Genomic DNA, 25,620 nt, shown 5'->3' on the forward strand with positions numbered 1-25,620 from the left:
TCTGCGAACAATGCCAGACGCCGTTCGAACGACACGCAGACGGCAGGGACCGGCGCTGGTGCTCACGCGCGTGCTACCGGCTATCCCGAGGATGGCCTGAACAACCGAAGGCAAAGCAAATAAGTGGCCCATCTTCGCTGTCACAAACAGTGCAGTAGCCCATCTTCGCTGACACGAACTAGCGTCGACTCAGCTTCAGTGACAACTGACCCAAGATCGCTGTCACGCATCACGGTCGCTTGCTCACGCTTGCTCACCGAACAGTTCCGATATATCGTTGAGGCATCGCGACAGTTCAACGATGAAACTCACGGAAGGAGCGTTGCGATGCGTTCACATGGACACGACCACGGACAGGAATTCGGTCACGGACACGGCCCTGGTGCCGGGCGCGGGAACTGCGGGCCCGGACCGCGGGGCGACTTCGAGGGACGGCGTGCCGCCTTCGGGCCCTTCGGCCCCGGCTTCGGCGGCGGGCCCGGTTTCGGCGGCGGCCCCTTCGGGCGCGGCCGGGGCGGAGGCCGGGGTCGGGCGCGGCGCGGTGACGTGCGCGCCTCGATCCTGGCACTGCTCAAGGACCGCCCGATGCACGGCTACGAGATGATCCAGGAGATCGGCGAGCGCAGCGGCGGGGCCTGGAAGCCCAGCCCCGGCTCGGTCTACCCGACCCTCCAGCTGCTGGAGGACGAGGGGCTGATCGTCAGCGCGAGCGAGGGCGGCAAGAAGCTCTTCTCGCTCACCGACTCCGGGCGCGAGGAGGCCGAGGCCGCGCCGGACGCCCCCTGGGAGGAGGCCGGCCGCGGCGTCGACTGGGAGGCCGTCAACGAGATCCGGCAGGCCGGGTTCGGCCTGATGGAGGCGTTCGGCCAGGTCTGGAAGACCGGCAGCCCCGAGCAGCGGCAGAAGGCCGTCGCGGTCATCAACGAGGCCCGGAAGAAGCTGTACCTCATCCTCGCCGACGAGCACTGAGCCGGCGTGGTGACGACGAAGGGGCCCCGGCGGCGCTTGCAGCCGGGGGCCCTTTCTTGTGTCCGCGGTGGCTGGCGCCGCCGGGGGCTCTTTCTCGTGTCCGTGCGCTCAGGCGACCAGGCCCGAGAGCTTGCGCAGCGACTCGTTGAGCGCCGCCGTCGCCGAGTCCTTCAGCTTTCCGGCCATGAGGGAGACCGCCGCGCCGGTGAACTCGCCGTCGATCCGGACCGTCGTCGCCCCGCCCTCGTCCGCGAGGGAGTAGCGGGTTCCGACGATCACGCCCATCGGGCCCTTGCCGCGTATGGCGAGGACGCGGCCGTCCTCCAGCTCCTCGACCGTCCACAGCACCTCGGCCGGGAAGCCCATGAGCTTCATGTTCTCGGTGAACGTGGACCCGGCCGCCAGGGTGTCCGGGCCGCCGTTCGGGAAGTTGGTGTGGGTGGCGTTCCACTCTCCGTACGAGCCGAAGTCGGTCAGGCGTTCCCACACCTTTCCGGCCGGCGCCTCGATCCGTGCCTCCGCGGTGACTTCGGCCATGACGACCACCCCTTCACGCGTGCCCGCTGGGTTCTGGTGTCGCGGAACGTAGCCGGAGGGGCATGAACATTCAATACTGATGAACCGTCAGTTCTGCGGCGGCCGGACCCGTACCGCCGATCCACCAGATCTCGGCCGCGTCGAAGCGGTCCGAGGCGCGTGGACCGCCGTCCTCCTCGTGGCGGTGGAACGCGGCCCAGAACAGATCGCCCGGCAGCGCGTCCCGGGGTGCGTACACCCGGTACACGAACTGCCGGCCGTCGCACGCGGGCAGACCGACCATCCAGAACACACAGGAAGGACGCTCGAAGGCGGCTCATGGTTGCAACCCGGGCGCGAAGCAAGGCGGCGCGCGCCCCGTAGGGGAAATCGACCGGATCTCCTCCCCGAGGAGGAGGAAGCGCGCGCGTGTGCACGACTCCGGTGGGACGCGGACATGGTTCTCCCGTGGGATGACCCGCGCGGGCGCGGCTGGTGAGGTGGGAGGGTGCACCCTCCCGTCCCGTCGCGCCCCACCACGCCCCCGGCTCCCGCCGGGCCCGCGCCGCTCCTCGCCACCGTGCTCGGCGCCGCCCGCCGCCGGGCCCTGCGGGACGGCGACCGCCAGGTCGACACCGCCCACCTCCTGCACGCCCTCGTCGAGTCCGACCCGGAGACCCGGGCCGCCTTCGACGGCGAGGAGCGGGTCGCGCGCGTCCTCGGCTACCTGGTCCAGCGCTCGATCGGATACGGGCTCCGCTGGCAGCGGTCCGCCGAGGGCGCCGACGCCCCGCGCCCGCTGCCCGCCGTCCGGGCCGAGGAGGGGACGCGGCGCCGCAACTCCCGCTGGTCGCCGGCCGCCGCGGCCGCCCTGGAGGAGGCTCTGCGGCGGGCCGCGGCCCGTGGTGAGGAGCAGCCCCACGGCCTCGACCTGCTGGCCGGGCTCGCCGCCGACCCGGGCAGCCGGGCCGGTGAGGTGCTGAAGCATGCCGGGATCGATCCGCCGGTGCTGGGCGCCCGGGCGGTGGCGCTTGCCTCGGTTGTCGCTCCGCGTGGTGCGGGTGTTCTCGACGGGGAGGAGCCGGGCGTGGGTGAGGGGGTGTTCGCGCGGGAGGCGGAGGGCTGAGTTCCGCGTACGGGGAGGGTTTCCCGGGGTCGTCGTCTCAACAGGTGCGACGGGGGTTTCACACCTGACCGGGTCCTGTCATGATGGCCCGATGCACGCGTCTCAGGGGAGAAGCGCCGGCCTGGGACTCGCCCTGGCCTCGGCCTTCGCATTCGGTGGTTCGGGAGTGGCGGCCAAGCCGCTGATCGAGGCGGGCCTCGATCCGCTCCATGTCGTCTGGCTCCGGGTCGCCGGCGCCGCGCTCGTCATGCTGCCCGTGGCCTGGCGCCACCGGGACCTGCTGCGCCGCAAGCCCGGCCTGCTCGTCGGCTTCGGCCTCCTCGCCGTCGCCGGTGTACAAGCCTTCTACTTCGCCTCCATCTCCCGGATCCCGGTCGGTGTCGCCCTCCTCATCGAGTACCTCGCCCCGGCGCTGGTCCTGGGGTGGGTCCGCTTCGTCCAGCGGCGGCCGGTCACCCGCGCCGCCGCCCTCGGCGTGGTGCTCGCGGTCGGCGGTCTCGCCTGCGTCGTCCAGGTCTGGGCCGGGCTGACCTTCGACCTCCTCGGTCTGCTCCTCGCGCTCGCCGCCGCCTGCTGCCAGGTCGGCTACTTCGTCCTCTCCGACCAGGGCTCCGACGAGGCCGAACCGGCCGACCCGCTCGGCGTGATCGCGTACGGGCTCCTCATCGGCGCGCTCGTGCTCACCGTGGTCGCCCGCCCGTGGGGCATGGACACGTCCGTGCTGTCCGGGCACGCCGACCTCGACGGGACCTCCGTGCCGGCCTGGCTGCTGCTCGGCTGGATCATCCTGATCGCCACCGTCCTCGCGTACGTCACCGGCGTCGTCTCGGTGCGTCGGCTCTCGCCGCAGGTCGCCGGTGTCGTCGCCTGCCTGGAGGCGGTCGTCGCGACTGTCCTCGCCTGGGTGCTGCTCGGCGAGCACCTGGAGGCCCCGCAGCTCCTCGGCGGCGCGCTCGTCCTCGTCGGCGCCTTCATCGCCCAGTCCACCGCGCCGAAGGCGCCGTCCGACGGACCGGTCGCCGGTTCGGAGGGGGACGGCGAGGGCGTAGAGGGCGGATCTGAGGGTTCCGGGAGCTCCGGGGCGGGCCGTGCGGAGGAGTTGTCGGGCGGACGGGCCACCCCGTAGGGTGCCGACCATGCATTCGACCGTTCTTCCGCCGCCCGCCGCCTAGCGCGCGCGGCACCTTCTCCCGAAGACGACAGACCGGGCTCGGGCGGGCGACCACGCCCCCGAGCGGTCCGTCGCCGTCCGCGCGCGGAACCGGCGACCACCCTTCACCCCGGTCCGTCCGCACGGACCGTCCTCACGGAGAAACCACGTGTCGAACCCGCAGTCTTCCGCTGCCCAGCCGACCCCTGCCGCCCTGCCCGTCGGGCGGAGCCTCGTCTACCTCGTCGTCGCCGGAATCGCCTGGGGCACGGCCGGCGCCGCCGGCTCCCTCGTCTTCCGTAACAGCGACATGGGCCCGCTCGCCCTCTCCTTCTGGCGCTGCGCCGGAGGACTCCTCCTTCTGCTCGCCGTCCCGGCGCTGCGGATGCTGCGGACGCCGCGGATGCCGCGCCGGGGGCGGGCGGTGGTCGTCTCTGCCTCGCCCGTCGCTTCGTCGGGCGCTTCGTCGGACGCCTCGCCGGTCGTCGAGACCCGGCGGACGCGTCTGATCCGGATCGTCGGGACCGGGGTCGGGCTCGCGGTCTTCCAGACCGCCTACTTCGCCGCCGTCGAGTCCACCGGACTCGCCGTCGGCACCGTCGTCACCCTCGGCGCGGGGCCCGTCCTCATCGCGGTCGGCGCCCGCGTCACGATGGGCGAACGCCTCGGCCTCGGCGGTCTCGCCGCCGTCGTCGGCGCCCTCGCCGGGCTCGCCGTCCTCGTCCTGGGCGGCGGGGGAGCGGAGGTCCGGCCCGCCGGTGTCGGTTACGCGGTGCTCTCCGCGGCCGGATTCGCCGCGCTCACGCTGCTGACCCGCTGGCTCGGCCGCAGTGGCGCGGGCGCGGCCGGCTCGCTCGCGAGCACGGCGTGGACCTTCGGCGTCTCGGCGCTCGTCGTGCTGCCCCTCGCGGTCGTCGAGGGGCTGCTGCCGCACACCGAGGACGTCGTCCGGCTGCTGCTCCTGCTGCTGTACGTGGCGGCGATCCCGACGGCGCTCGCCTACGCGCTGTACTTCGCGGGGGCAGCGGTCGTCCGGGCCGCGACCGTCTCCGTGATCATGCTCCTGGAGCCGGTCAGCGCCGCCCTGCTCGCCGTCACCGTGCTCGACGAGGAGCTGACGGTGACGACCGTGCTCGGCACGGTGCTGCTGCTCGCGGCCGTCACGGGTCTCGCCCTCGCCGAGGCGCGGACGGCCGCGGAGCGGCGCAGGACCGTCGAACCCGCGGGCGTGTAGTCCCCCGGGATTGACCGGGGCGGGTCATCGGCCGAGGTCGGGCCGATGGGTGTGCGGGTGCACAGTCAGGCGTCGTCGGCCAGGCGGCGGAGCTGGTGGGCGCGGGCGGCGAGGTCGCCCGGGCCGGCCCGTTCGGCGAGCCGGGCCGCGACCCGGCTGCGTACCTCCGGCGGCTTGTTGCCCGCGTACTTGAACTTCGCGCGCACCTCCGTCACCTCCAGGCTCAGCCCCCGGATACCGGAGAGCAGCCGGCCGAACGGGGCCTCGCCGGGAGCTGCTGGCGCGGTCCCGCCGTCCGGCTGGAAGTGGGCGACCTGCCGGTTCAGGAGCTCGGCCTTCTCCGCCGGGTCGTCCACCACGCGCGCGACGCAGTGCAGTTGCACAGCCGCGTAGTACGAGGTCGGCGTCCCGTGCTCGGTGGGCGCGCCCTCGGGGGCGGTCCAGGGGCCGGGCACGTACACGTAGTCGTCGACGACGCTGAGCAGCACCCGCGGATTCGCCTCCAGCGCGCGCCACAGCGGGTTGGGGCGGGCGAGGTGCGTGATCACCCTGCCGTACGGGCCGGGCTCCGCCTCGTAACGGAAGTGCGCGGGCTGTACGCAGGGTGGTTCGCCGGGCAGGCCGTTGACGGCGAGCTGCCCGAAGTCGTGGCGGGCGAGCCACTCCCGCCACTCGCTCTCGTCCGTTGCGGCGTCCCAGGGGTGGATGAGCATGCCGGTGTCCCTCAGTGCGCGGTCAGGTAGTCGGGCAGGGCGATCGCCGGGTCCAGGTCCGCCGACGCGACCGGGGAGCCGGTGCTCGGGGCGACGGGGACGACGCCGGCCCAGTAGGGGAGCGTCAGGTCCTCGGCGTCGTCGTTGGGGCCGGCGTCGCGGACCTTGGCCGAGACCTCCTCCAGGTCGAGCCGGATCACGGCCGTGGCGGCCAGTTCCTTGGCGTTCGCCGGCCGCGAGTCGGCCGCGCGGCCCGGGACGACCTGGTCGACGAGCGCGTCCAGCGCGGCGCGCAGCTCCTCGGGGTCGGTGACCTGGTGCGCGGTGCCGTGGACGACGACCGAGCGGTAGTTGAGCGAGTGGTGGAACGCGGAGCGGGCCAGGACCAGGCCGTCGACGTGCGTGACCGTGAGGCAGACGGGGAGCCCGGGGGCGTCCGTGGCCGTCTCCGCGTTCTTCGCGGCGGCCATGCGGAGGGGGCGGGAGCCGGTCGAACCGTGGACGTACAGCCGCTCGCCGATCCGGCCGTAGAGCGTCGGGAGCACGACGGGCGCGCCGTCGCGTATGAAGCCGAGGTGGCACACGTACCCCTCGTCGAGGATCGCGTGCACGAGAGCCCGGTCGTACGAGGCGCGCTGCCGGGAACGCGTGGGCACCGTCCGGTCGGTGGGGGTGTAGCCGGCGGCGGTCGTGGTGCTCATGGCGGGTCTCCTTGCTCCCTCTATTGCACTAGTGCATAATGTGGTTTGTGCTAGGAGAGTATCGGATCGAAGGCCGTCGTGCATCGGAGATCGCCGCCAGCGTGGAGCGGGGGGTGGGTACCGGGGCGCTGGAACCGGGCCAAGCCCTGCCGCCCATGCGGGAGTTGGCCGCCGATCTGGGCGTGAACCCGAACACCGTCGCCGCCGCGTATCGGACCCTGCGGGAGCGCGGGGTCATCGAGACCGACGGGCGGCGCGGCAGTCGGGTGCGCCCGCGGCCCGCCACCACCGCGCGCGGCTCGCTGCGCGTCGCGGCGCCGCCGGGCGTCCGTGACATCAGCGGCGGCAACCCCGACCCCGCGCTGCTGCCGCCGCTCGGCGACGCCTTCGCCGAGGCGGCCCGGCGGTACGCCGTGCGGCCGGGGCTCTACGGGGAGGCGCCGGTCGACCCCGACTTCGCGCGGCTCGCCCGCGCCGCGTTCGACGCCGACGGGGTGCCCGACGGGCCGATCGGCGTCGCGTCCGGTTCGCTCGACGCCATCGAGCGGGTCCTCGCCGTGCACCTCCGGCCCGGTGACGCGGTGGCGGTCGAGGACCCCGGCTGGGGCAGCCTCCTCGATCTCGTCCCGGCCCTCGGGCTCCGTCCCGTACCGGTCGCCGTCGACGACGACGGGCCGGTCGCGTACGAGGTCGAGCGGGCGATCACGCGCGACGGGGTCCGCGCGGTGATCGTCACCGACCGCGCCCAGAACCCCACGGGCGCCTGCCTCAGCGTCGCCCGCGCGGTGCAACTGCGGAGGGTCTTCACCGCCCACCCCGGTGTGCTGCTCATCGAGGACGACCACGGCCACGGCATCGTCAGCCGGCGGCTGCGCCCGCTCGCCGGGGTCACCGACCGCTGGGCGCTCGTCCGCTCCGTCGCCAAGGCGTACGGGCCGGACCTGCGGATCGCCGCCTTCACGGGCGACCCCGAGACCGTCGACCGCGTCCTCGGCCGCCAGCGCCTCGGCCCCGGCTGGGTCAGCCGCCTCCTCCAGCAGGCCGTCGTCCACCTGTGGGCCACGGAGGCGGTCGACGCCGACGTCGTCTCCGACGCGTACGGGGAGCGGCGCGACGCCCTGGTCCGGGCGCTCGCCCGGCGGGGCGTCGAGGCGCACGGGCGCAGCGGCATGAACGTGTGGGTGCCCGTCGCCGACGAGACCGGGGCCGTCGCCCGGCTGCTCGCAGCGGGCTGGGCGGTCGCACCCGGCGCGCGCTTCCGCATCGCCACTGGGCCCGCCGTTCGCCTTACGGTTTCTTCGCTCTCCCGACGTGACATCGAACCTCTCGCCGACGCGGTGGCGGAGGCGGCGGGGCCGCCGCCGGCGCGGAGCTACGGCTGACGGCGCGGGGGGCCGGGGGTCTGGATCCAGAATCCAAGGTCCCGGATCCAAGGTCCCGGATCCAAGGTCCCGGATCCAAGGTCCCGGATCCAAGGTCCCGGATCCAAGATCCAAGATCCAAGATCCAAGATCCAAGATCCAAGATCCGGGATTCTGGATTCTGGATCCGGGACCTTGGATCCAGAATCCCGGATCCGGGGTCGGTCAGGTGTGGGCAGGGGCCTTGCGCGGGGTTTCGGCGGAGGGTGCGGTGGTGCGGGAGAGGGTGGGGGTGCGGCGGGAGGTGCGGGTCTGGGTGAGGGCGGCGCCGAGGAGGACGATGGCGGCGCCCACGGGGGTGTTCCAGGCGAGGTGTTCGCCCAGGAAGGCCACGCCCGCCGCCGTGGCGATGACCGGGATGAAGTACGTGACCATCGACGCGGTCGTCGGGCCGACCTCCGCGACCATGCCGTACTGGAGCAGCATCGCGTAGCCGGTGCCGAGGGCGCCGAGGGCGATCACCGCGAGCAGGGGGAGGAGTTCGAACGACTCCGGCAGGGTGGTGAAGAGCGGGGTGACGAGGGCCAGTTGCAGGGTGGCGACGCCGACCTGACCGGTCGCCAGGGAGAGGTGCGAGGAACCGGTGCCGCTCAGGGTGCGGCGCACGTAGATCCAGCCGACGGCGTAGCTGAAGGAGGCCAGCAGGGCCAGCGCGGTGCCGGTGACGTCGAGGCCCGAGAAGCCCTGCCACGCGCCGAGGACCGTCAGGACGCCGATGAAGCCGATGCCGAGGCCCGCCGCGCGGACACGGGTGGGCCGGTCCTCGGAGAGCGCCACGAGCGAGAGGACCATGCCCCACAGGGGGGTCGTCGCGTTGCAGATCCCCGCCAGCGTCGACGGGATGGTCAGCTCCGCGTACGCGAAGAGCGAGAACGGCAGCGCGTTGAGCAGGAACGCCGCCACCGCCAGGTGTCCCCACGTCCGCGCCCCGCGCGGCAGCCGGTCCCGCTTCACGACCAGCGCCACGGCCAGCACGGCCGTACCGAACAGCAGCCGGCCGAAGGTGACCTGGAAGGGCGCGAAGCCGTCCGTGCCGACCTTGATGAACAGGAAGCTGAAGCCCCAGATCAGGGCCAGCATGCCGAAGCGGACCCGCCAGTCGAGGAGGCGGGAGCGGAGGGGCGTGGGGGAGAGTGACGGGGACGGGGCAGGGGAGGAGGCGGGGGCGGGCGTGTGGCTCATGTACTCAGGGTGAGTGCCTCGATCTCGTAGAACAAGCGAGATTCTGTCGACCCTTTCCCTTAGCATTGCTTACATGTTGAACCTGGAGCGCCTGCGTACCCTCGACGCCGTCGCCCGGCACGGCTCCGTGAGCGGTGCCGCGGACGGCCTGCACGTGACGACCTCCGCCGTCTCCCAGCAGCTGTCCAAGCTGGAGCGGGAGGTGGGCCAGCAGCTCCTCGCCAAGAACGGGCGCGGGGTCCGGCTCACCGACGCCGGCCTGCTGCTCGCCGAGCACGCCGCCCGGATCCTCTCCCACGTCCAGCTCGCCCAGGCCGACATCGAGGCCCAGCGCGGCCAGGTCGTCGGCGAGGTACGGCTCGTCGGCTTCCCGACCGCCGCGCGCGGTCTCTTCCCCGCGGCCCTCGCGGCCCTGCGGGCCCGCCACCCCGATCTGCGCGTCCGCACCGCCGAGTTCGAGCCCGAGCACGGGGTGCGGGCGGTGCTGCGCGGCGACGCGGACCTGGCGATCGTCCTGGACTGGAGCAACCGGCGGGCGCCGGTCCCCGGCGAGCTGGAGCGGGCCCACCTGCTCGACGACTACGCGGATGTGGCCCTGCCGGCCGGTCACCCGCTCGCCGGGCGGGAGGCCGTGGACCTGGAGGATTTCGCCGACGAGGACTGGGTGTCCTGGCCGGAGGGCGAGTTCTGCCACGACTGGCTGATGTTCACCCTCCGCTCCCAGGGCATCGAACCGCGCATCGCGCACTTCGCGGGCGAGCACCACACCCAGCTCGCACTCGTCGCCGCCGGACTCGGCGTGTGCGTCACGCCCCGGCTCGGCCGCCCGCACCCGGAAGGGGTCGTGTGCGTGCCCGTACGACAGCGGATGCGGCGCCACATCCACGCCACCTGGCGCACCGACGCCGGCCGCCGGCCCTCCCTGCGCGCGGTCGTCGAGGCGCTGCGGGAGGCGGGGCGGCCGCACGCGGAGTGAGCGGGCGGGCTGCCCGAGGGCAGGAGGCAGGCGGGCTACAGACCGGCGAGCTTGCGGAAGTCCCAGGAGGCGATCGCGTCGGGGGTCAGCTGGAGCCAGGCGTGCCGGCCGTCGTGCGGCATGACGTCCAGGCCGAAGTTCTTGGCGGCGAAGAGGCGTTCCACCGCGTCGAGTTCGGGGCACGGCTCGCCGGTGCGCGGTGCCTCGCCGACGAAGACGGCCGTCCCCGACAGCTCGGCGCCGCGCAGGTCGCCGTACTCCTCGCCGTCGTCCACCAGGACGGAGAGCCGGGGATCCGCCCGCAGTTCGGTCCAGCGGCGGCTGCGGGTCAGCGAGTAGAGCCAGAGCGAGGTGCCGTCCCACGCGAACCACAGCGCGCTCACATGTGGGCGGCCGTCGGCGGAGACGGTCGCGACGCGGCAGGTGCGCTGTTCGGCGAGGAAGGAGTCGAGCTCCTCCGGGGTCATCATGATCCGGCGTCCATGGCGCTGCGCGACGGTCATCGTCCGCACCCTTCTGGATTTCTGATGAGACGTCAGAAATCATGGGCGCGCGTGCGCGCCGGTGCAAGAGGCAGCGGCGAGACGTGGATGCGAGACGTGAGAACGGGACGCGGAAGACGAGGGGGAGCGATGGGGCGTAGGGAAGAACTCGACGAGCGGCTGGGTCCGGACGGGGCGGTGCTGCTCACCATCGAGTGCCAGCAGGGGGTCGTCGGCGTGCAGAGCGCGCTGCCCGAGCTCGCCGCCGTCGCCCGGAAGTCGGGCGCCCTGGCCAACGTGGCCCGGCTGGTCGAGGCCGCGCACACGGCCGGCGTGCAGGTGATGCACGCCGTCGCCGAGCGGCGGCCCGACGGGCGCGGCTCCAACGACAACGCGCGCCTGTTCCGCGCCGCCGCGCGGCTTCCTGTGCAACAGCACAGTGGCTCCACGGCGGTACGCATCGCGGAGCCGATCCAGGTGGCGGACGAGGACCTGGTGGTACGGCGGCTGCACGGCCTGTCCCCGCTGGCCGGCACGGAGGTGGACGCGCTGCTGCGTAACCTCGGCTGCCGGACCCTCATCGTCACCGGCGTATCGGCGAATGTGGCGGTGCCCAACGCCGTCTTCGACGCGGTGAACCTCGGCTACACCGTCGTCGTACCGCAGGACGCCATCGCGGGGGTGCCGGCGGACTACACCCCCGCGATGATCCGCAACACCCTCGCCCTCGTCGCCACCATCGCGACCACCGACGACCTGCTCACCGCCTGGAAGGCGCCGAGGCGCCCGGCTGTCGGCCGAGGTTAGGGGTTCGGGGGTCGGGGCGGGGTGGTTCGGGCCGGGCGTTCACGGCGGGCTCAGCCGAAGGAGATGTCCTCGCCCTTTACCTCGATCGGCTCCGGCGGCAGCGACGACGTCGCCGGGCCCGACTTCACGCTGCCGTCCGACATGTCGAACTTGCTCTGATGGCACGGGCAGACGATCACCCCGTCCTTGACCTCGCTCACCGCGCACCCCGCGTGCGTGCACTTCGACGAGAACGCCTTGTACTCCCCGGCCTTCGGCTGGGTGATGACGATCCCCTTGTCCGCCAGTACCTTTCCGCCGCCGACCGGGATGTCCCCGGTCTTCGCGAGCGGGCCCTGCGGCGCGCCGTCCGCCCCTCTCGTGCCGGTGTCGCCCTCCGCGTTCGTGCCCCCGCAGGCGGCCAGTGCCGCCGTCGCGAGCCCCGCGCCGCCGGCCGCCACCACGGTCCGCCGTGCCACTCCGCTCATGCCTGCCCCTCTCGATGCACCACTGGCGTGTTCCGGGAGCGACGGTAGACGGAGTTCCTGTGGCGTACGCCCTGTTCGGCACAGACTGCCTCCAGACGTGACGCGCGCGGAGGTACGGGAGGAGGACGCCGTACGCGAATGGGCACAGGCACGCGGGGAGACAGGGGTACGTGGGCGGGGCAAGGCGGTCGCGGTCGTGGCCGCGCTGGTGCTCGCCGTCGGCACCGCGCTCGCCTCCGGGCAGCCGAGCAGCGCCGCCGGACGGCCCCCCGCGGCCGTGGAACCGCTCGGCGTACCGTTCCTGCGCTGCCCTGCCCTGCCCTGCTCGCCGCCGGCGGGCTCGGTTCGGCGATGGCCACCGGGGCGCTCGCCGTCGGCCTTACCGCCTGCCCCGCGCCCCGTCAGTTCAGGAGGCCGAGCAGCCAGCCGAAGAAGTCGCCCACCGCGCCGAAGGCCCACTGCGCCGCGACCACGAGGAGCACGCAGAAGCCGAGGAAGAGGACGGTGCCCCAGCCGCAGCCGTGACCGCCCACGTCCGCCGTGTGGTCGCGGCCGCCGCCGGCCTCGAAGTCGAACAGATCCATGAAATCCCCCTGATCCTCCGCGAAGCCCCCGGCCCCGCCCCCATGCTCCCAGGACTCCACCACGCCCCGGCCGGTTCCCACCCCGGGCCGGCCGGTCCCGGCCGGTTAGCCTGGCCTGATGCTTACCGAAGTGACGGCGACCCGCTATGTCACGCCTTTGCGTGAGGGCGGCTCGCTCCCCGGGATCGTCGAGGCCGACGATCTCGGCACGTATGTCATGAAATTCACCGGCGCCGGTCAGGGGCGCAAGACCCTCGTCGCCGAAGTGATCTGCGGGCAGCTCGCGCGGCGGCTCGGGTTGCGCGTGCCCGAGCTGGTCGCGATCCAGCTCGATCCGGTCATCGGGCTCTCCGAGCCCGATCAGGAGGTGCAGGAGCTGCTCAAGGCGAGCGGCGGCCTCAACCTGGGCATGGACTTCCTGCCCGGGTCGCTGGGCTTCGACCCGCTCGCGTACGAGGTCGACCCGGTGGAGGCCGGGAAGGTCGTCTGGTTCGACGCGGTGATCAACAACGTCGACCGGTCCTGGCGCAACCCGAACATGCTCGTCTGGCACGGCGACCTCTGGCTCATCGACCACGGCGCCACCATGATCTGGCACCACAACTGGCCCGGCGCCGCCGCCTCGGCCGCAAAGGCGTACGACGCCTCCGACCACGCCCTCGCGCCGTTCGGCCCGGACGTCGCCTCGGCCGCCGCGGAGCTCGCCCCGCTCGTCACCCGCGAGCTGCTCGACGAGGTCGCCGCCGACGTGCCCGACGAGTGGCTGGTGGACGAGCCCGGCTTCGACTCGACCGACGCCCTGCGCGCCGCGTACGTCGAGGCGCTGCTGCCGCGCGCCGCCACCATCCACGAGCGGATCACCCTCGGACCGCGCACCGACCGCCGCCCCCAGCAGCCGCCCGGCTGGCTCGCCGAGCGCCTCGCCCCCCGGTCGCAGAACGCCCGCGAGGACGCCCCCGAGTACGCCCCCGAGATGGCCCCTGAGAAGGACAGCACCACGTGACCGACCGCGATGTCTTCGAGTACGCGCTGCTGCGCGTGGTGCCGCGCGTCGAGCGCGGCGAGTGCTTCAACGCGGGCGTGGTCGTCTACTGCCGTGCGCGGTCCTTCGTCGCCGCCCGCACCCACCTCGACGAGGCCAAGCTGGCCGTGCTCGACCCGGCGGCCGACGTCGCCGGCGTCCGCGCGGCCCTGCGTGCCGTCGAGGGCGTCTGCCTCGGCGGGGACGCGGCGGGGCAGGCCGCCGGGGACGACGCGGGGCGGCGCTTCCGGTGGCTGATCGCGCCGCGTTCGACCGTCGTCCAGCCCGGCCCGGTGCACACGGGGCTCACCGGGGACCCCGAGGCCGAGGTGGAACGCCTGCTCGATCTCCTCGTGCGGTGACGCGCCGCCGCCCGCGCGCGACGTGACGACGGGGTGACGGCGGAGTGACGGGGTGCACCCGGTGGGCCGTTGACACCGGGTGCCAGGGCTTCTAGCGTCTCGTGCAGCGGGCGATACTAAGCGGTCGCTCATGTCCCGGGGGAGAGCCCGGGAACCCCTGAGGGCGAGGAGAAGCAAGCATGTCCACCACCGAGCAGCGCGTAGCCGTCGTCACCGGTGCCGCACGGGGCATCGGCGCCGCCACCGCGATCCGCCTCGCGGCCGAGGGCCGCGCCGTCGCCGTCCTCGACCTCGACGAGGCGGCCTGCAAGGACACCGTCGAGAAGATCACCGCCGCGGGCGGCCGCGCCCTCGCGGTCGGCTGCGACGTCTCCGACGGCGCCCAGGTGGAGGCCGCGATCGCCCGCGTCGCCGCCGAGCTCGGCGCGCCCACGATCCTCGTCAACAACGCCGGCGTCCTCCGCGACAACCTGCTCTTCAAAATGTCCGAGGCCGACTGGGACCTCGTCATGAACGTGCACCTCAAGGGCGCGTTCCTGATGGCGAAGGCATGTCAGAAGCACATGGTGGACGCGGGCTTCGGCCGGATCGTCTCGCTCTCCTCCTCCTCGGCGCTCGGCAACCGCGGGCAGGCCAACTACGCGGCCGTCAAGGCGGGCCTCCAGGGCTTCACCAAGACCCTCGCCAAGGAGCTCGGCAAGTTCGGCATCACCGCCAACGCGGTCGCCCCCGGCTTCATCGTCACCGAGATGACCGCCCAGACCGCCGAGCGCGTCGGCATGGGCTTCGAGGACTTCCAGGCCGCCGCCGCCTCCATGATCCCGGTCCAGCGCGTCGGCCGCCCCGAGGACGTCGCCCACGCCATCGCCTTCTTCGCGGGCGACGACGCCGGCTTCGTCTCCGGCCAGGTCATGTACGTGGCCGGCGGCCCGCTCAACTGACCCCGGCGCAGCGAGAGAAGGAGAGCGGCATGACCGCACAGCAGCCGCCGGAGCTCTCCGGCAAGGTCGCGATCGTCACCGGCGCCAGCCGGGGCATCGGCTTCGGCATCGCGGAGGCGCTGATCGCCCGCGGCGACCGGGTCGTGATCACGGGACGCGGCGAGGAAGCCCTCAAGGAGGCCGTGGAGCGCCTCGGCGCCGACCGGGCCGTCGGGGTCGCGGGCAAGGCCCACGACACCGCCCACCAGGCCGCCGCCGTCGAGGCCGCGATGGACGCCTTCGGACGCGTCGACCACCTGGTGAACAACGCCGGTACGAACCCGGTCTTCGGCCCCATCGCGGACCTGGACCTGGACGTCGCCCGAAAGGTCTTCGAGACGAATGTCGTCTCCGCGCTCGGTTTCGCGCAGCGGACCTGGCACGCGTGGCAGAAGGACAACGGCGGCACGATCGTGAACATCGCCTCCGTCGCCGGAATCTCCGCGTCGCCTTTCATCGGCGCGTACGGGGTGAGCAAAGCGGCCATGATCAACCTGACCCAGCAGCTGGCGCACGAATTCGCTCCGGTGGTCCGGGTCAATGCGATCGCACCGGCCGTCGTGAAGACGAAATTCGCCCAGGCGCTCTACGAGGGCCGGGAGGCCGAGGCGGCCGCCGCCTACCCGATGGGCCGGCTCGGCGTGCCGGAGGACATCGGGGGCGCCGCCGCCTTCCTGACCTCGGAGCAGTCGGGGTGGATCACCGGTCAGACGCTGGTCGTCGACGGCGGCATTTTCCTGAACGCCGGAGTCGGGTGACCGATTACCGGACACTTTCCGGATTCCCTGTCCGGATTGGCCCCGGTTGCGTCTCGATCGTCTCAAGTGCCCCGCCGGGCTCGCCCATTGACCTGGCGGGGTACTGCGGTATCGTCGGCCGACCCCAGGCTGAACGAGGAGCGTGCACGTGTTCAACCGGACGAGTCTGCAGGCCGCTGCAGCCCTTGCGTCCATATCCCTGGTATCCGGATGCGGTGTTTTCTCGGATACCGAATCCGCCGGGGAGCAGAGGATCACCATCGGGACGACGAGTTCCCCGTCGACGCTCGATCCCGCGGCTTCCTGGGACAATTCCTGGGAGCTTTTCAGGAACGTCTACCAGACCCTGGTGAGTTTCCCGACCGGAACCACCACGCCGAAGTCGGACGCGGCCGAATGTAAATTCAAGGACACGTCCAGCCGGGTCTTCGAGTGCACGCTCCTCGAGGGGCTCACGTTCTCCAACGGCCACAAGCTCGACGCCAAGGCCGTGCAGCACTCGATCGAGCGCATCCGCACGATCGACGCCGAGGGCGGCCCCAACGGCATGCTCGGTTCGCTCGACACCATCGAGACGGTCGGCGACCGCACGATCGTCTTCAAGCTGAACAAGGCCGACGCGACCTTCCCCTTCGTCCTCGCCACCCCCGCGATGTCGATCGTGGACCCGGCCGAGTACCCGGCGGACAAGCTCCGCGAGAAGGACGGCAAGATCGCCGGCTCCGGCCCGTACGTCCTGGACGGGTACCAGGAGCGCAAGCAGGCCGAGCTGACCCGCAACCCGAACTACAAGGGCTTCGCCGACCGCAAGAACGGCGGCGTGACCATCAAGTACTTCGACGACTCGGAGGCGATGGTCAAGGCGCTGCGCGCCGAGGAGATCGACGCCACCTACCGCGGTCTGACTGCGGAGGAGGTGACCTCCCTGGAGGACGACAAGGAGGAGAACAAGGGTCTCCAGCTCGTCGAGTCCACCGGCGCCGACATCCGCTACCTGGTCTTCAACACGGAGGACGAGTCCGTCGCCGACCCGGCCGTGCGCCGGGCCATCGCGCAGCTCGTCGACCGCGACGAACTGGTCAGCAAGGTCTACCGCGGCACCGCCGAGCCGCTCTACTCCATGGTGCCCAAGGGAATCGCCGCTCACACCACCAAGTTCTTCGACACCTACGGCCACCCCGACAAGGCCAAGGCGAAGGAGATCCTGCGCAAGGCGGGCATCACCGAGAAGGTCGAGCTGAACTTCTGGTTCACGACGGACCGGTACGGCTCCTCGACGGCCGCCGAGTTCGCCGAGCTGAAGCGCCAGCTGGAGGAGTCCGGCCTCTTCAAGGTCACCATCCAGGGCAAGCCGTGGACCGAGTACCAGGCGGCCTACCAGCAGGGCAAGTACGCCGTCTTCGGGCGTGGCTGGTTCCCCGACTTCCCGGACCCGGACAACTTCATCGCCCCCTTCCTGGGCAAGAAGAACGTGCTCGGCACCCCCTACCTGAGCCCGCGCATCACCGACGAGCTGCTGCCCAAGTCCCGCCGCGAGAGCGACCGGGGAGCCGTCACCGACGAGTTCGAAGAGGCGCAGTCGATCATGGTCGAGGACGTCCGGCTGCTGCCGCTGTGGCAGGGCAAGCTGTACATCGCCGCCCGTGAGGACATCGGCGGCGCCGAGCGCGCGCTCGACCCGCAGACGGTCATGCAGCTGTGGGAGCTGCACCGCCGCGCCAGCTGGTAGGCACGCCGGTACGCGCGCGTGCCCGCCCGCACCCGTCGGTGCGGATCGGCACGCGCGCGTGCACGCCTGCACGCGTCGGTACGGAGGAGGCCGCCGGGGCCCGTTGTCAGTGGGTCCCGGTAGGTTCCGTATCCGGAACTGCCGAACCACCGGAGGTTGTGGACCGTGACCGACATCAACATGCTGCCCGAGTCCTGGCGGGGCGTCCTCGGCGAGGAGCTGGACAAGCCGTACTTCGCCCAGCTCGCCGAGTTCGTCGAGCAGGAGCGGGCCGCCGGGCCGGTCTACCCGCCGAAGGACGAGGTCTTCGCGGCCCTCTCCGCCACCCCGTACGACAAGGTCAAGGTCCTGATCCTCGGTCAGGACCCGTACCACGGCGAGGGCCAGGGCCACGGCCTGTGCTTCTCCGTCCGGCCCGGCGTGAAGACCCCGCCGTCGCTGCGGAACATCTACAAGGAGATGCAGACCGAGCTGGGCCACCCCGTCCCGGACAACGGCTATCTGATGCCGTGGGCCGAGCAGGGCGTCCTGCTGCTCAACGCGGTGCTCACCGTCCGCGCCGGCGAGGCGAACTCGCACAAGGGCAAGGGCTGGGAGAAGTTCACCGACGCCGTCATCACCGCCGTCGCCTCCCGGCCGGACCCCGCCGTCTTCGTCCTGTGGGGCAACTACGCCCAGAAGAAGCTGCCCCTGATCGACGAGGAGCGGCACATCGTGGTGAAGGGCGCCCACCCCTCGCCGCTGTCGGCGAAGAAGTTCTTCGGCTCCCGGCCGTTCACCCAGATCGACGAGGCCGTCGCCGCCCAGGGCCACGAGCCGATCGACTGGCGCGTCCCCGACCTCGGCTGAGCCTCGGCGTGATCGGGGCCCCGGCCGGTTAGCGTCGGACCTCCACGCAGTGCGAGCGCCGGGAGGCCGCGGTGACCGAGCAGCAGCGGACATCGGACGAGGGGGTCCTGACCAGGATCGGGCAGGCCAGGATGCTCCTCCACGGCGGGGACCGGGAGGAGGCGCGCAACCGCCTCGCCGTCCTGTGGCAGCAGCTGGGCCCCGAAGGGGACCCCTTGCACCGCTGCACCCTCGCCCACTACCTGGCGGACGCCCAGGACGACCCGGGCACCGAGCTCGCCTGGGACCTGCGGGCCCTCAGCGCCGCCGACGGCCTGGAGGACGGGCGGCTCGCCGCGCACGACTCGGTCGCCGCCCTGCGGGCCCTCTACCCCTCGCTCCACCTCAACCTCGCCGCCGACTACGCCAAACTGCGCCGCCCGGACGCCGCGCGGTCCCATCTGGAACGGGCCCGCGCCGCCTCCGACGCCCTCGACGACGACCGGTACGGGATGGGGGTCCGCGCCGCGATCGAACGGCTGGACCGGCGGCTCCGGGAGGGGTGAACCGCGCCGGGCCCCGGGCTCCGTACTCAGTGCGCGTACGTGCCCCGGCACAGTTCGGCCTGCACGCTCGCGGGGTCCCAGCCGCCGTACCGCTCGCCCAGGTCGCACACGTCCTTCCCGGAGACCGGCGGCGCTTCCGGGAGCAGCTCCGCCGGCCGTTCCGGTGCCAGGACGTCCGGCACAGCGGGCGGTGACACCGGCGCCTGGGGTCGGGCCGTGGGCCGGGCGGCGGCGGGGGAGGAGGTCTGGGGAGCGGCGGTACGGGACGGGGCCGCGTGGCCGGTGGCGCGGCGGGTCTCGCCACGCGGCGCCGCGACGGTGGCCGCGGGCGACGGCAGGGCCGCTTCGAGCGCCTCCCGCGCCGGGCCCTGGAGGACGATCTGCGGCTCCAGGTCCTGATCGGGTCGTACGGGATCGGCGGCGGGCGCGGGGGCGGGCGCGGGCGCCGGGGGCGGCCCGTCGACGGCGACACACCCGGTCAGGGCGGCGGCGACGGCCGCTCCGACCAGGAGCTGCGCGGGGGTTCGGGTTCCTTGCACCCGCGCCACTCTGCTGGTCCGGCGCCGATCTTCGAACCCCTACCGGCGGGAATGCCCCGCACGGGTGAGCGCCCGGCCACCTCCTTGACCGGGCCGGGCGCACGGGGGGCGTCGGGGCGAGGGTGGGGGCGCTGGGGGCGTCAGACTCCGGCGCTGCCGTCGATGCGCTCGCGCAGGAGGTCGGCGTGGCCGTTGTGCCGCGCGTACTCCTCGATCATGTGGAGGTAGATCCAGCGCAGGTTGATGAGGTCCTCGCCGCCGCGGTGGGTGGCGGCGCCGAGGTCGTCGAGGGCGTGCTCGGCGGCCAGCGCCCGGGAGTGGGCGATCTCGCTCTGCCAGGTGGCGTACGCCTCCTGGTAGGTGTCGCCCTCGGTGGTGTGGATGTCCCGGTCGTCGTCCTCGTCGGTGGCGTACAGCCACGTGGCGTCCTCGCCGGAGAGGACCTTGCGGAACCAGCCGCGCTCGACCTCGGCCATGTGGCGGACGAGGCCGAGCAGGTTGAGCTCGGAGGGCGGGGCGGCGAGGGTGCGGAGCTGCTCGTCGGAGAGGCCCTCGCACTTCATCGCGAGCGTCGCGCGGTGGAACTCCAGCCACTGCTCCAGGGCCTGGCGCTCGCCGGTGGTGGTGGCCGGGTAGACGCGCTCGGGTGCGGCGATGTGATCGGTGGTCATATGGGGCATCGTGTCGGACGGCCGGGGGCGGACGCCAGCCGTTTAGCGTGAAGCGCCGGTGAGCATCCCGCGCAGCAGTTCGTCGAAGCCGGTCCGGAGTTCCGCGCGGCTCGGCACGGCCGCGTGGAAGGAGCCGGCCGCGCAGGAGAACATCAGGCCCTCGCACCACGCGATGACCGAGAGCGCGTGCCGCTCCGGCGTGGGCGAACCGGCGCCGCGCATCATCGCGGTCACCGGGTCGTGGAAGGCCGAGCCCGCCCGGTCGAAGAAGCCGCGCAGCTCCGGGCGGCGGGTCGCCTCCAGGGCCAGCTCGTAGCGCGACACGAGCAGGGACCGGTGGTCGGTCAGGTAGCGGTGCAGCGCGAGCGCGAGGGCGTCCGCGAGGACTTCGGGGCCCGCGCCGGGCGGCGGCAGTTCGTGCGGCGCGAGGACCCGGGCCTCGCGCTCGGCCTGGCGGCGTACGGCCGTCTCCAGGAGGGCCTGGCGGGTCCGGGCGTGGTTGGAGGTCGAGCCCTGCGGCAGCCCGGCCCGCTCGTCCACCGCGCGGTGGGTCAGTCCCCGCATCCCGCGCTCCACCAGCAGTTCGAGCGCCGCGTCGCCGATCCGCTCGGCGCGGGTCGGGGCGGGTTCGGGTGCCTGGGCGGCGGCCTGGGCGGGGGTGCGGGCGGTCATGGGGACAACCTACCTATCGCGCGAAACTACACCTGTAGTACGGTCGTGGTGTCCGCCGACTACAGTTGTAGTAGCGGTGGCCGACGCCGTCCCCGACCGAGGGAGCAGTCATGCCGCAGCACCGTGCCGTCGTCCTGGGAGCGGGCATCGGCGGCCTCACCGCCGCCGTCGCCCTCCACCGGCGCGGCTGGACCGTCACCGTCCTGGAACGCGCCGCCGACCTCGCCCCCGTCGGCGCCGGCATCGGCCTCGCCCCGAACGCCCTGCGCGCCCTGGACGTCCTCGGCCTCGGCGACCGCGTCCGGGAGCTCGCCGCCTGGCAGGGCGACGGCGGGATGCGCTCGCCGGACGGGCGCTGGCTCGCCCGCACCGACGCGCGTGCCGCCGCCGACCGCTTCGGCGACCCCCTCGTCCTCCTCCACCGCGCCACCCTCGTCGAGATCCTCACCTCCGCCCTCCCGGCGGAGACCGTCCGCACCGGCGCCCCCGCCACGCTCACCCACCCCGGCGACGCGCGGACCCCCGCCCGCGTCACCACCCCGGACGGGGCGCTGGAGGCCGAACTCGCCGTCGCCGCCGACGGGATCCGCTCCGCCGCCCGCACCGTGCTCTTCCCCGCCCACCCCGGACCCCGCTACTCCGGATGCACCACCTGGCGGCTCGTCGTCCCCGCCCCCGCGCGCCCCTTCGCCCCGCACGAGACCTGGGGCGCCGGGCGCCTCTGGGGCACCCAGCCGCTCAAGGACGGGCGGATCTACGCGTACGCCATGGCCGCCGCGCCCGCCGGCGCGCACGCCCCCGACGACGAACGGGCCGAACTCCTCCGGCTCTTCGGCGACTGGCACCACCCCGTCCCCGAGATCCTCGCCGCCGCCGACCCCGACCGGGTGCTGCGGCACGACGTCCACCACCTCACCGACCCGCTGCCCGCCCACCACCAGGGCCGTACGGTGCTCATCGGCGACGCGGCGCACGCGATGATGCCCACCCTCGGGCAGGGCGGGAACCAGGCCATCGAGGACGCCGTCGTCCTCGCCCACCACGCGCGCGTGCCGGCCGCCTTCGACCCGGGCCCGGCCCTCGCCGCGTACACCGCCGACCGGCTGCCCCGCACCACCGCCCTCGTCCGCAAGGCGGCCCGCACCGGCGCCCTCACCCTCGTCTCGGCCCGCCCCGCCGTCGCCCTGCGCGACACCCTCGTGCGGACTGTCTCGCGCCTCGGCCCCGGCTTCGTCCTGCGCGGCTTCGACGGCATCGCCGACTGGCGCCCGCCGGTCGCCCCGGACCCGTCCGGCGTAAGCTGACCCGCGCGAACGGCCCCCGTGCCACGGGCCGTCGGACCACCGCAGAGGGAGACCCCGTGAAGATCGGCTGCATCGGACTCGGCGACATCGCCCAGAAGGCGTACCTGCCCGTCCTCGCCACCCTCCCCGGGGTCGAACTCCACCTCCAGACCCGCACCCCCGCCACCCTGGAGCGCGTCGCCGACGCCTTCCACCTGCCGGCGGCGCGCCGCCACCGGGACCTCGACTCGCTGCTCTCCGCCGGGCTCGACGCGGCCTTCGTGCACGCCTCCACCGCCGCCCACGCCGAGATCGCCACCCGCCTCCTCGACGCCGGCGTCGCCACCTACGTCGACAAGCCGCTCGCCTACGACTACGCCGACTCCGAGCGGATCGTCGAACTCGCCGAGAAGCGGGCCGTCTCGCTCGCCGTCGGCTTCAACCGGCGCCTCGCCCCCGGCTACGCGCAGTGCCTCGACCACCCGCGCGACCTGATCCTGTTGCAGAAGAACCGCATCGGCCTCCCCGAGGACCCGCGCACCTTCGTCCTCGACGACTTCATCCACGTCGTCGACACCCTCCGCTTCCTCCTCCCCGGCGAGGCCGACCACATCGACGTCCGCGCCCGGATCCGCGACGGCCTCATGCACCACGTGGTGCTCCAGCTCTCCGGCGACGGCTTCACCGCCATCGGCATGATGAACCGGATGAACGGCTCCACCGAGGAGGTCCTGGAGGTCTCCGGCCAGGACACCAAGCGCCAGGTCCTCAACCTCGCCGAGATCATTGACCACAAGGGCCAGCCGAGCGTCCGCCGGCGCGGCGACTGGGTCCCGGTGGCGCGGCAGCGCGGCATCGAGCAGGCCGTCCTCGCCTTCCTCGACGCCGTCCGGGACGGCACCGTGCTCAGCGCCCGCGACGCCCTGCTCACCCACGAGCTGTGCGAGCGCGTCGTCCGCGACGCCCTGGAGCAGGCCGCCTGAGCGCCCCGGCACCCGCGGCCGCGCACACCGCGCCGACCACGACGAACGCGCCGTAGACGGGCCAGTCGCCCCAGCGGGCGTACACCGTCGTCGTCTCCGAGAGCGGCAGCTCCCGTACGACGGCCGTGCTCGCGTCCAGGCCGACGGACGGCCCTACGCGCCCGCCATCCGGGCCGTACGCGGCGCTGACCCCGGTCAGCGTCGCGTGCACCACCGGCCGGCCCGTCTCCGCCGCCCGCAACGCCGCCAGCGACGCGTGCTGTGCAGGCGCCCAACTCTGCTGGAAGGTGCTGGTCGCGGACTGGACCACGATCACATCGGCCCCGTCCCTGACCAGGCGCCGGGTCATGTCGGGGAACGCGGACTCGAAACAGACCAGTGGCCCGACCGTCAGCGGCGGCGCGCTGTTGGGCAACCGCATCACCACCGGCGCCGTACCGCGACGGCGGTCCTCCTCCGCGGCCCTGCCGACGGAGGTCGCCCAGCCGAACAAAGCACGCGCAGGCACGTACTCGCCGAAGGGCACGAGCCGCATCTTGTCGTACCGGTCACCGGTCGGCCCGTCCGGCGCGAACAGCAGCGCGCTCTTGTAGATGCCGGGGCGGTCCGCCCGGCGCGCGTCCACGTTCACCAGGAGCGGCGCGTTGACCGCACGCGCCAGCGCGGTGAGCCGCGCGGTGAGCGCCGGATCGCCGGCCGGATCCTGGCCCACCCCGCTCTCGCCCCACACCACCAGGTCCAGCCGCTGCCCGGCGAGGCCGCGCGTCAGCTCCGCGGCCCGGTCGAGCCGCCGCTCGGCGCCCTCCGGTCCGCCGTGCACACCCGGCTGCACCATCGCCACCCGCACCGAGCCGGACGGGCGCGGCGCCCCCACGCCCCACGCGGCCGTCCCCGCGATGAGCGCGCACGCGGCGAGCCCCGCCACCCCCACCGACCGCAGCCCCGGCGCGGAGACCAGCAGCACCACGGCCACGTTCACCGCCACCACCAGCAGGCTCACCAGCCACACCCCGCCCACCGACGCCAGCCGCAGGGCCACCGGCACCTCCCACTGGCTCGCCCCCAGCAGCCCCCACGGCCCGCCCAGCCCCTCCCACGACCGCACCAGCTCGACCAGCAACCACCCCGACGGCACCGCGCCCAGCGCGGCGGCGGCCCGCAGCGGGCTCGGCGCCCCGCCCAGCAGCGCCCGTACCAGCACACCCCACGGCAGCCAGAGCAGCCCCAGCAGCACCACCATCACCAGCAGGAAGACATGCACGCTCGGCAGCAGCCAGTGGTGCGTGGCCAGCAGGAACCCCGCGCCCCCGAACCACCCGTCCAACGCGGCGCGGCGCGCCCCCGGAGCCGTACGGATCAGCAGCAGCCAGGGCACGAGACACACGTACGCCCACCACCACAGCCCGGGCGCCGGGAACGCGAGCGCGGGCAGCGCGCCGAACCCGACGGCGAGCAGCGACCGCGGAAGTCCGGACCGTAGAAGTCCGGACCGCCGGCGCCGGGCGGGCGCCTGGCCTGGGCCTGACTTTGGGCGCCTGCCCTGCCTCGGGTCCTGCCTCGGGCCCGGCTCCGGGCCCGGCTCCGGCTTCGGCTCCGGCCCCGAGCCCGGTTTCGCGCGCCCGAAGGGGTTCCGCATGGCGTGCCTCCCGCCCGTCGCCTCCAGTCTGCGCCCGCCCGCGGGGGCGGGGCCCGGTCAGGGGAGCCGGCGCCAGCGTTCCTCCACGACGACGGAGCGCAGCCGCCAGCCATCGGCGGTGCGGCGGGCCGTGAAGGCGTACCGGCCACCGCAGACGAAGTCCTCGCCGGAGGTCATCCGCATCGGGTTGACGTAGTCGGCGCGGACGTCGGCCGCGTCGCCGGTCTCGGCGTATCCGCCGGGCCGGGTGACGGTCACCCGGCGGTTGACGATGAGGTGCTGGCGTACGGGGAAGAGCGTCATCGTTCGCGCCAGCCAGTCGGCCACCTCGGCCGCCGGCCCCTCGATGCCGCCGGAGCCGGAGTAGTCGGCGCGGCCGTCGGGCGTGAAGAGGGCACGGTAGGCGGTCCAGTCGGCGTCGTCCACGGCCGCCGCGTAACCGGTGATCAGGTCGTCGATGGCGAGCCGGTCCATCACGTTCGCGAGGTCCACGCGCTGCGTCATCGCCTCAGTGTCGGGCAGCGGGCGCGCGGCGCCAAGAGGCATGCGCCCCCTGTCCCGTACGAGGTCGTGCTCCGTCCACTCGTTGTGCGAAGTCACAGTGGCCCGGCGTACGCAGTCGTACCGCCCCGTCGTGCGAGGTCATACTGACCGGATGCGCATCGATGTCGACCCCGTCCTCACCGACCCCACGGCCGTCTACCGGCTGCTGACCGCGACCGTCGTCCCCCGGCCGATCGCCTGGGTGTCCACGCGTTCCGCCGACGGTACGGACAACCTCGCCCCGCACTCCTTCTTCACCATCGCCTCGGTGGCGCCGCCGGTCGTGCAGTTCACCTCCGTCGGGCGGAAGGACTCGCTGCGCAACGTGGAGGAGACGGGGGAGTTCGTGGTGAACCTCGCCCCCGAGGGTCTCTTCGAGCAGATCAACGCGACCGCGACGGACTTCCCGCGCGGGACGAGCGAGTTCGACGCCTGCGGTGTGGAGCGCGAGCGGAGCCTGCGGGTGAAGGTGCCACGCGTGGCCGCGTCGCCGGTGGCGCTGGAGTGCGAGCTGCACAGCACGCTCAGGATCGGGGACTCGACCGTGGTCTTCGGCCGCGTCGTGCACGTCGCCGTCGACGAGGCGTACATGACCGACGGCCACCCCGAGATCACGCGGATGCGCCCGCTGACCCGGCTCGGGAAGAACGAGTGGGGCACCCTGGGCGGGGTCCGGGAGATCGCCCGCGTCCCCTACCAGGGCCGATGAAGCGTCGGGGGC

30 protein-coding genes are annotated in these 25,620 nt (G+C 73.2%); 17 read left to right on the forward strand and 13 right to left on the reverse strand.

The window, feature by feature from the left end:
- Positions 1-327 precede the first annotated feature (327 nt).
- Complete coding sequence (locus tag ACFXMG_RS37715) at positions 328-969, forward strand: PadR family transcriptional regulator (RefSeq protein WP_383828574.1); 642 nt, start codon at positions 328-330, stop codon at positions 967-969.
- Between the two features lie 108 nt (positions 970-1,077).
- On the opposite strand, the gene ACFXMG_RS37720 is transcribed toward ACFXMG_RS37715, so the two are convergent.
- Positions 1,078-1,506: an SRPBCC family protein gene (locus ACFXMG_RS37720; protein ID WP_383828576.1), complete on the reverse strand. Its 429-nt coding sequence runs from the start codon at positions 1,504-1,506 to the stop codon at positions 1,078-1,080.
- Between the two features lie 70 nt (positions 1,507-1,576).
- A complete protein-coding gene (locus ACFXMG_RS37725; RefSeq protein WP_383828578.1) occupies positions 1,577-1,798 on the reverse strand; it encodes a hypothetical protein in 222 nt (73 codons plus the stop codon).
- 195 nt (positions 1,799-1,993) lie between these two features.
- Here ACFXMG_RS37725 and ACFXMG_RS37730 point away from each other — a divergent pair, with 195 nt between their 5' ends.
- The 3 genes from ACFXMG_RS37730 to ACFXMG_RS37740 all read left to right on the forward strand — a co-directional run bounded on the left by ACFXMG_RS37730 (position 1,994) and on the right by ACFXMG_RS37740 (position 4,995).
- Positions 1,994-2,611, forward strand: a complete 618-nt coding sequence (locus ACFXMG_RS37730; RefSeq protein ID WP_383828580.1) for a Clp protease N-terminal domain-containing protein — start codon at positions 1,994-1,996, stop codon at positions 2,609-2,611.
- Between the two features lie 91 nt (positions 2,612-2,702).
- A complete protein-coding gene (locus ACFXMG_RS37735; RefSeq protein ID WP_383828582.1) occupies positions 2,703-3,737 on the forward strand; it encodes a DMT family transporter in 1,035 nt (344 codons plus the stop codon).
- 193 nt (positions 3,738-3,930) lie between these two features.
- Positions 3,931-4,995 (forward strand): DMT family transporter, encoded by a 1,065-nt coding sequence (locus ACFXMG_RS37740; RefSeq protein ID WP_383828584.1) that lies wholly within the window; start codon positions 3,931-3,933, stop codon positions 4,993-4,995.
- A 65-nt stretch (positions 4,996-5,060) separates the two neighbouring features.
- Here ACFXMG_RS37740 and ACFXMG_RS37745 read toward each other — a convergent pair whose 3' ends face one another.
- Complete coding sequence (locus tag ACFXMG_RS37745; RefSeq protein WP_383828586.1) at positions 5,061-5,708, reverse strand: FMN-binding negative transcriptional regulator; 648 nt, start codon at positions 5,706-5,708, stop codon at positions 5,061-5,063.
- An 11-nt stretch (positions 5,709-5,719) separates the two neighbouring features.
- Positions 5,720-6,409: a pyridoxamine 5'-phosphate oxidase family protein gene (locus ACFXMG_RS37750; RefSeq protein ID WP_383828588.1), complete on the reverse strand. Its 690-nt coding sequence runs from the start codon at positions 6,407-6,409 to the stop codon at positions 5,720-5,722.
- A 47-nt stretch (positions 6,410-6,456) separates the two neighbouring features.
- On the opposite strand from ACFXMG_RS37750, the gene ACFXMG_RS37755 reads away from it, so the two are divergent.
- A complete protein-coding gene (locus ACFXMG_RS37755) occupies positions 6,457-7,791 on the forward strand; it encodes an aminotransferase class I/II-fold pyridoxal phosphate-dependent enzyme (protein ID WP_384120019.1) in 1,335 nt (444 codons plus the stop codon).
- A gap of 204 nt (positions 7,792-7,995) precedes the next feature.
- Here the strand turns inward: ACFXMG_RS37755 and ACFXMG_RS37760 are convergent, their stop codons facing one another.
- Complete coding sequence (locus ACFXMG_RS37760) at positions 7,996-9,012, reverse strand: DMT family transporter (protein ID WP_383824427.1); 1,017 nt, start codon at positions 9,010-9,012, stop codon at positions 7,996-7,998.
- A 73-nt stretch (positions 9,013-9,085) separates the two neighbouring features.
- Here ACFXMG_RS37760 and ACFXMG_RS37765 point away from each other — a divergent pair, with 73 nt between their 5' ends.
- Positions 9,086-9,988, forward strand: a complete 903-nt coding sequence (locus ACFXMG_RS37765) for a LysR family transcriptional regulator (RefSeq protein WP_383824424.1) — start codon at positions 9,086-9,088, stop codon at positions 9,986-9,988.
- A 35-nt stretch (positions 9,989-10,023) separates the two neighbouring features.
- Here ACFXMG_RS37765 and ACFXMG_RS37770 read toward each other — a convergent pair whose 3' ends face one another.
- Positions 10,024-10,491, reverse strand: coding sequence for a pyridoxamine 5'-phosphate oxidase family protein (locus ACFXMG_RS37770; protein WP_383824420.1), 468 nt, complete (start codon positions 10,489-10,491; stop codon positions 10,024-10,026).
- A gap of 129 nt (positions 10,492-10,620) precedes the next feature.
- On the opposite strand from ACFXMG_RS37770, the gene ACFXMG_RS37775 reads away from it, so the two are divergent.
- Entirely contained in the window at positions 10,621-11,277 is a 657-nt protein-coding gene (locus ACFXMG_RS37775) for a cysteine hydrolase (RefSeq protein ID WP_383824417.1), read from the forward strand.
- A gap of 50 nt (positions 11,278-11,327) precedes the next feature.
- Here ACFXMG_RS37775 and ACFXMG_RS37780 read toward each other — a convergent pair whose 3' ends face one another.
- Positions 11,328-11,744, reverse strand: a complete 417-nt coding sequence (locus tag ACFXMG_RS37780) for a Rieske (2Fe-2S) protein (RefSeq protein WP_383824414.1) — start codon at positions 11,742-11,744, stop codon at positions 11,328-11,330.
- Between the two features lie 401 nt (positions 11,745-12,145).
- Positions 12,146-12,328: a hypothetical protein gene (locus ACFXMG_RS37785; protein ID WP_383824411.1), complete on the reverse strand. Its 183-nt coding sequence runs from the start codon at positions 12,326-12,328 to the stop codon at positions 12,146-12,148.
- A gap of 118 nt (positions 12,329-12,446) precedes the next feature.
- Between ACFXMG_RS37785 and ACFXMG_RS37790 the strand changes: the two genes are divergently transcribed.
- From ACFXMG_RS37790 to ACFXMG_RS37820, 7 genes are all read left to right on the forward strand, one after another.
- Positions 12,447-13,331 carry a HipA family kinase gene (locus tag ACFXMG_RS37790; RefSeq protein WP_383824408.1) on the forward strand — a complete coding sequence of 295 codons (885 nt, stop codon included), beginning with the start codon at positions 12,447-12,449 and terminating at the stop codon, positions 13,329-13,331.
- Entirely contained in the window at positions 13,328-13,711 is a 384-nt protein-coding gene (locus tag ACFXMG_RS37795; protein ID WP_383824405.1) for a DUF3037 domain-containing protein, read from the forward strand. The genes ACFXMG_RS37790 and ACFXMG_RS37795 overlap by 4 nt, the downstream gene beginning before the upstream one ends.
- A gap of 179 nt (positions 13,712-13,890) precedes the next feature.
- Positions 13,891-14,652 (forward strand): 3-oxoacyl-ACP reductase FabG, encoded by a 762-nt coding sequence (fabG, locus tag ACFXMG_RS37800; protein ID WP_383824402.1) that lies wholly within the window; start codon positions 13,891-13,893, stop codon positions 14,650-14,652.
- Between the two features lie 29 nt (positions 14,653-14,681).
- Complete coding sequence (locus ACFXMG_RS37805; RefSeq protein WP_383824399.1) at positions 14,682-15,449, forward strand: SDR family oxidoreductase; 768 nt, start codon at positions 14,682-14,684, stop codon at positions 15,447-15,449.
- A gap of 148 nt (positions 15,450-15,597) precedes the next feature.
- On the forward strand, positions 15,598-17,178 hold the full coding sequence (locus ACFXMG_RS37810; RefSeq protein ID WP_383824396.1) for an ABC transporter substrate-binding protein: 1,581 nt from the start codon (positions 15,598-15,600) through the stop codon (positions 17,176-17,178).
- 165 nt (positions 17,179-17,343) lie between these two features.
- Entirely contained in the window at positions 17,344-18,027 is a 684-nt protein-coding gene (gene ung, locus ACFXMG_RS37815; RefSeq protein WP_383824393.1) for a uracil-DNA glycosylase, read from the forward strand.
- A gap of 71 nt (positions 18,028-18,098) precedes the next feature.
- Complete coding sequence (locus tag ACFXMG_RS37820; RefSeq protein ID WP_383824390.1) at positions 18,099-18,572, forward strand: hypothetical protein; 474 nt, start codon at positions 18,099-18,101, stop codon at positions 18,570-18,572.
- Between the two features lie 26 nt (positions 18,573-18,598).
- On the opposite strand, the gene ACFXMG_RS37825 is transcribed toward ACFXMG_RS37820, so the two are convergent.
- The 3 genes from ACFXMG_RS37825 to ACFXMG_RS37835 form a co-directional block, all read right to left on the reverse strand.
- A complete protein-coding gene (locus ACFXMG_RS37825) occupies positions 18,599-19,111 on the reverse strand; it encodes a hypothetical protein (RefSeq protein WP_383824387.1) in 513 nt (170 codons plus the stop codon).
- Positions 19,112-19,251: 140 nt separating this feature from the next.
- Positions 19,252-19,791 carry a DinB family protein gene (locus ACFXMG_RS37830; protein WP_383824384.1) on the reverse strand — a complete coding sequence of 180 codons (540 nt, stop codon included), beginning with the start codon at positions 19,789-19,791 and terminating at the stop codon, positions 19,252-19,254.
- 33 nt (positions 19,792-19,824) lie between these two features.
- The gene (locus ACFXMG_RS37835) at positions 19,825-20,454 is read right to left on the reverse strand and encodes a TetR/AcrR family transcriptional regulator (protein WP_383824381.1); all 630 of its coding nucleotides are present in this window, start codon (positions 20,452-20,454) and stop codon (positions 19,825-19,827) included.
- 110 nt (positions 20,455-20,564) lie between these two features.
- On the opposite strand from ACFXMG_RS37835, the gene ACFXMG_RS37840 reads away from it, so the two are divergent.
- Positions 20,565-21,758 carry an FAD-dependent monooxygenase gene (locus ACFXMG_RS37840; protein ID WP_383824378.1) on the forward strand — a complete coding sequence of 398 codons (1,194 nt, stop codon included), beginning with the start codon at positions 20,565-20,567 and terminating at the stop codon, positions 21,756-21,758.
- Between the two features lie 56 nt (positions 21,759-21,814).
- Positions 21,815-22,720: a Gfo/Idh/MocA family protein gene (locus ACFXMG_RS37845; protein WP_383824376.1), complete on the forward strand. Its 906-nt coding sequence runs from the start codon at positions 21,815-21,817 to the stop codon at positions 22,718-22,720.
- On the opposite strand, the gene lnt is transcribed toward ACFXMG_RS37845, so the two are convergent.
- Positions 22,665-24,356: an apolipoprotein N-acyltransferase gene (lnt, locus tag ACFXMG_RS37850; protein WP_383824373.1), complete on the reverse strand. Its 1,692-nt coding sequence runs from the start codon at positions 24,354-24,356 to the stop codon at positions 22,665-22,667. The genes ACFXMG_RS37845 and lnt overlap by 56 nt on opposite strands.
- 57 nt (positions 24,357-24,413) lie before the next feature.
- Positions 24,414-24,860 (reverse strand): nuclear transport factor 2 family protein, encoded by a 447-nt coding sequence (locus tag ACFXMG_RS37855; RefSeq protein WP_383824369.1) that lies wholly within the window; start codon positions 24,858-24,860, stop codon positions 24,414-24,416.
- Positions 24,861-25,011: 151 nt separating this feature from the next.
- Here ACFXMG_RS37855 and ACFXMG_RS37860 point away from each other — a divergent pair, with 151 nt between their 5' ends.
- Entirely contained in the window at positions 25,012-25,608 is a 597-nt protein-coding gene (locus ACFXMG_RS37860; protein ID WP_383824367.1) for a flavin reductase family protein, read from the forward strand.
- Positions 25,609-25,620: the final 12 nt, after the last annotated feature.

The sequence above is a fragment of the Streptomyces sp. NPDC059201 genome, from assembly GCF_042754585.1.
Classification (GTDB): domain Bacteria; phylum Actinomycetota; class Actinomycetes; order Streptomycetales; family Streptomycetaceae; genus Streptomyces.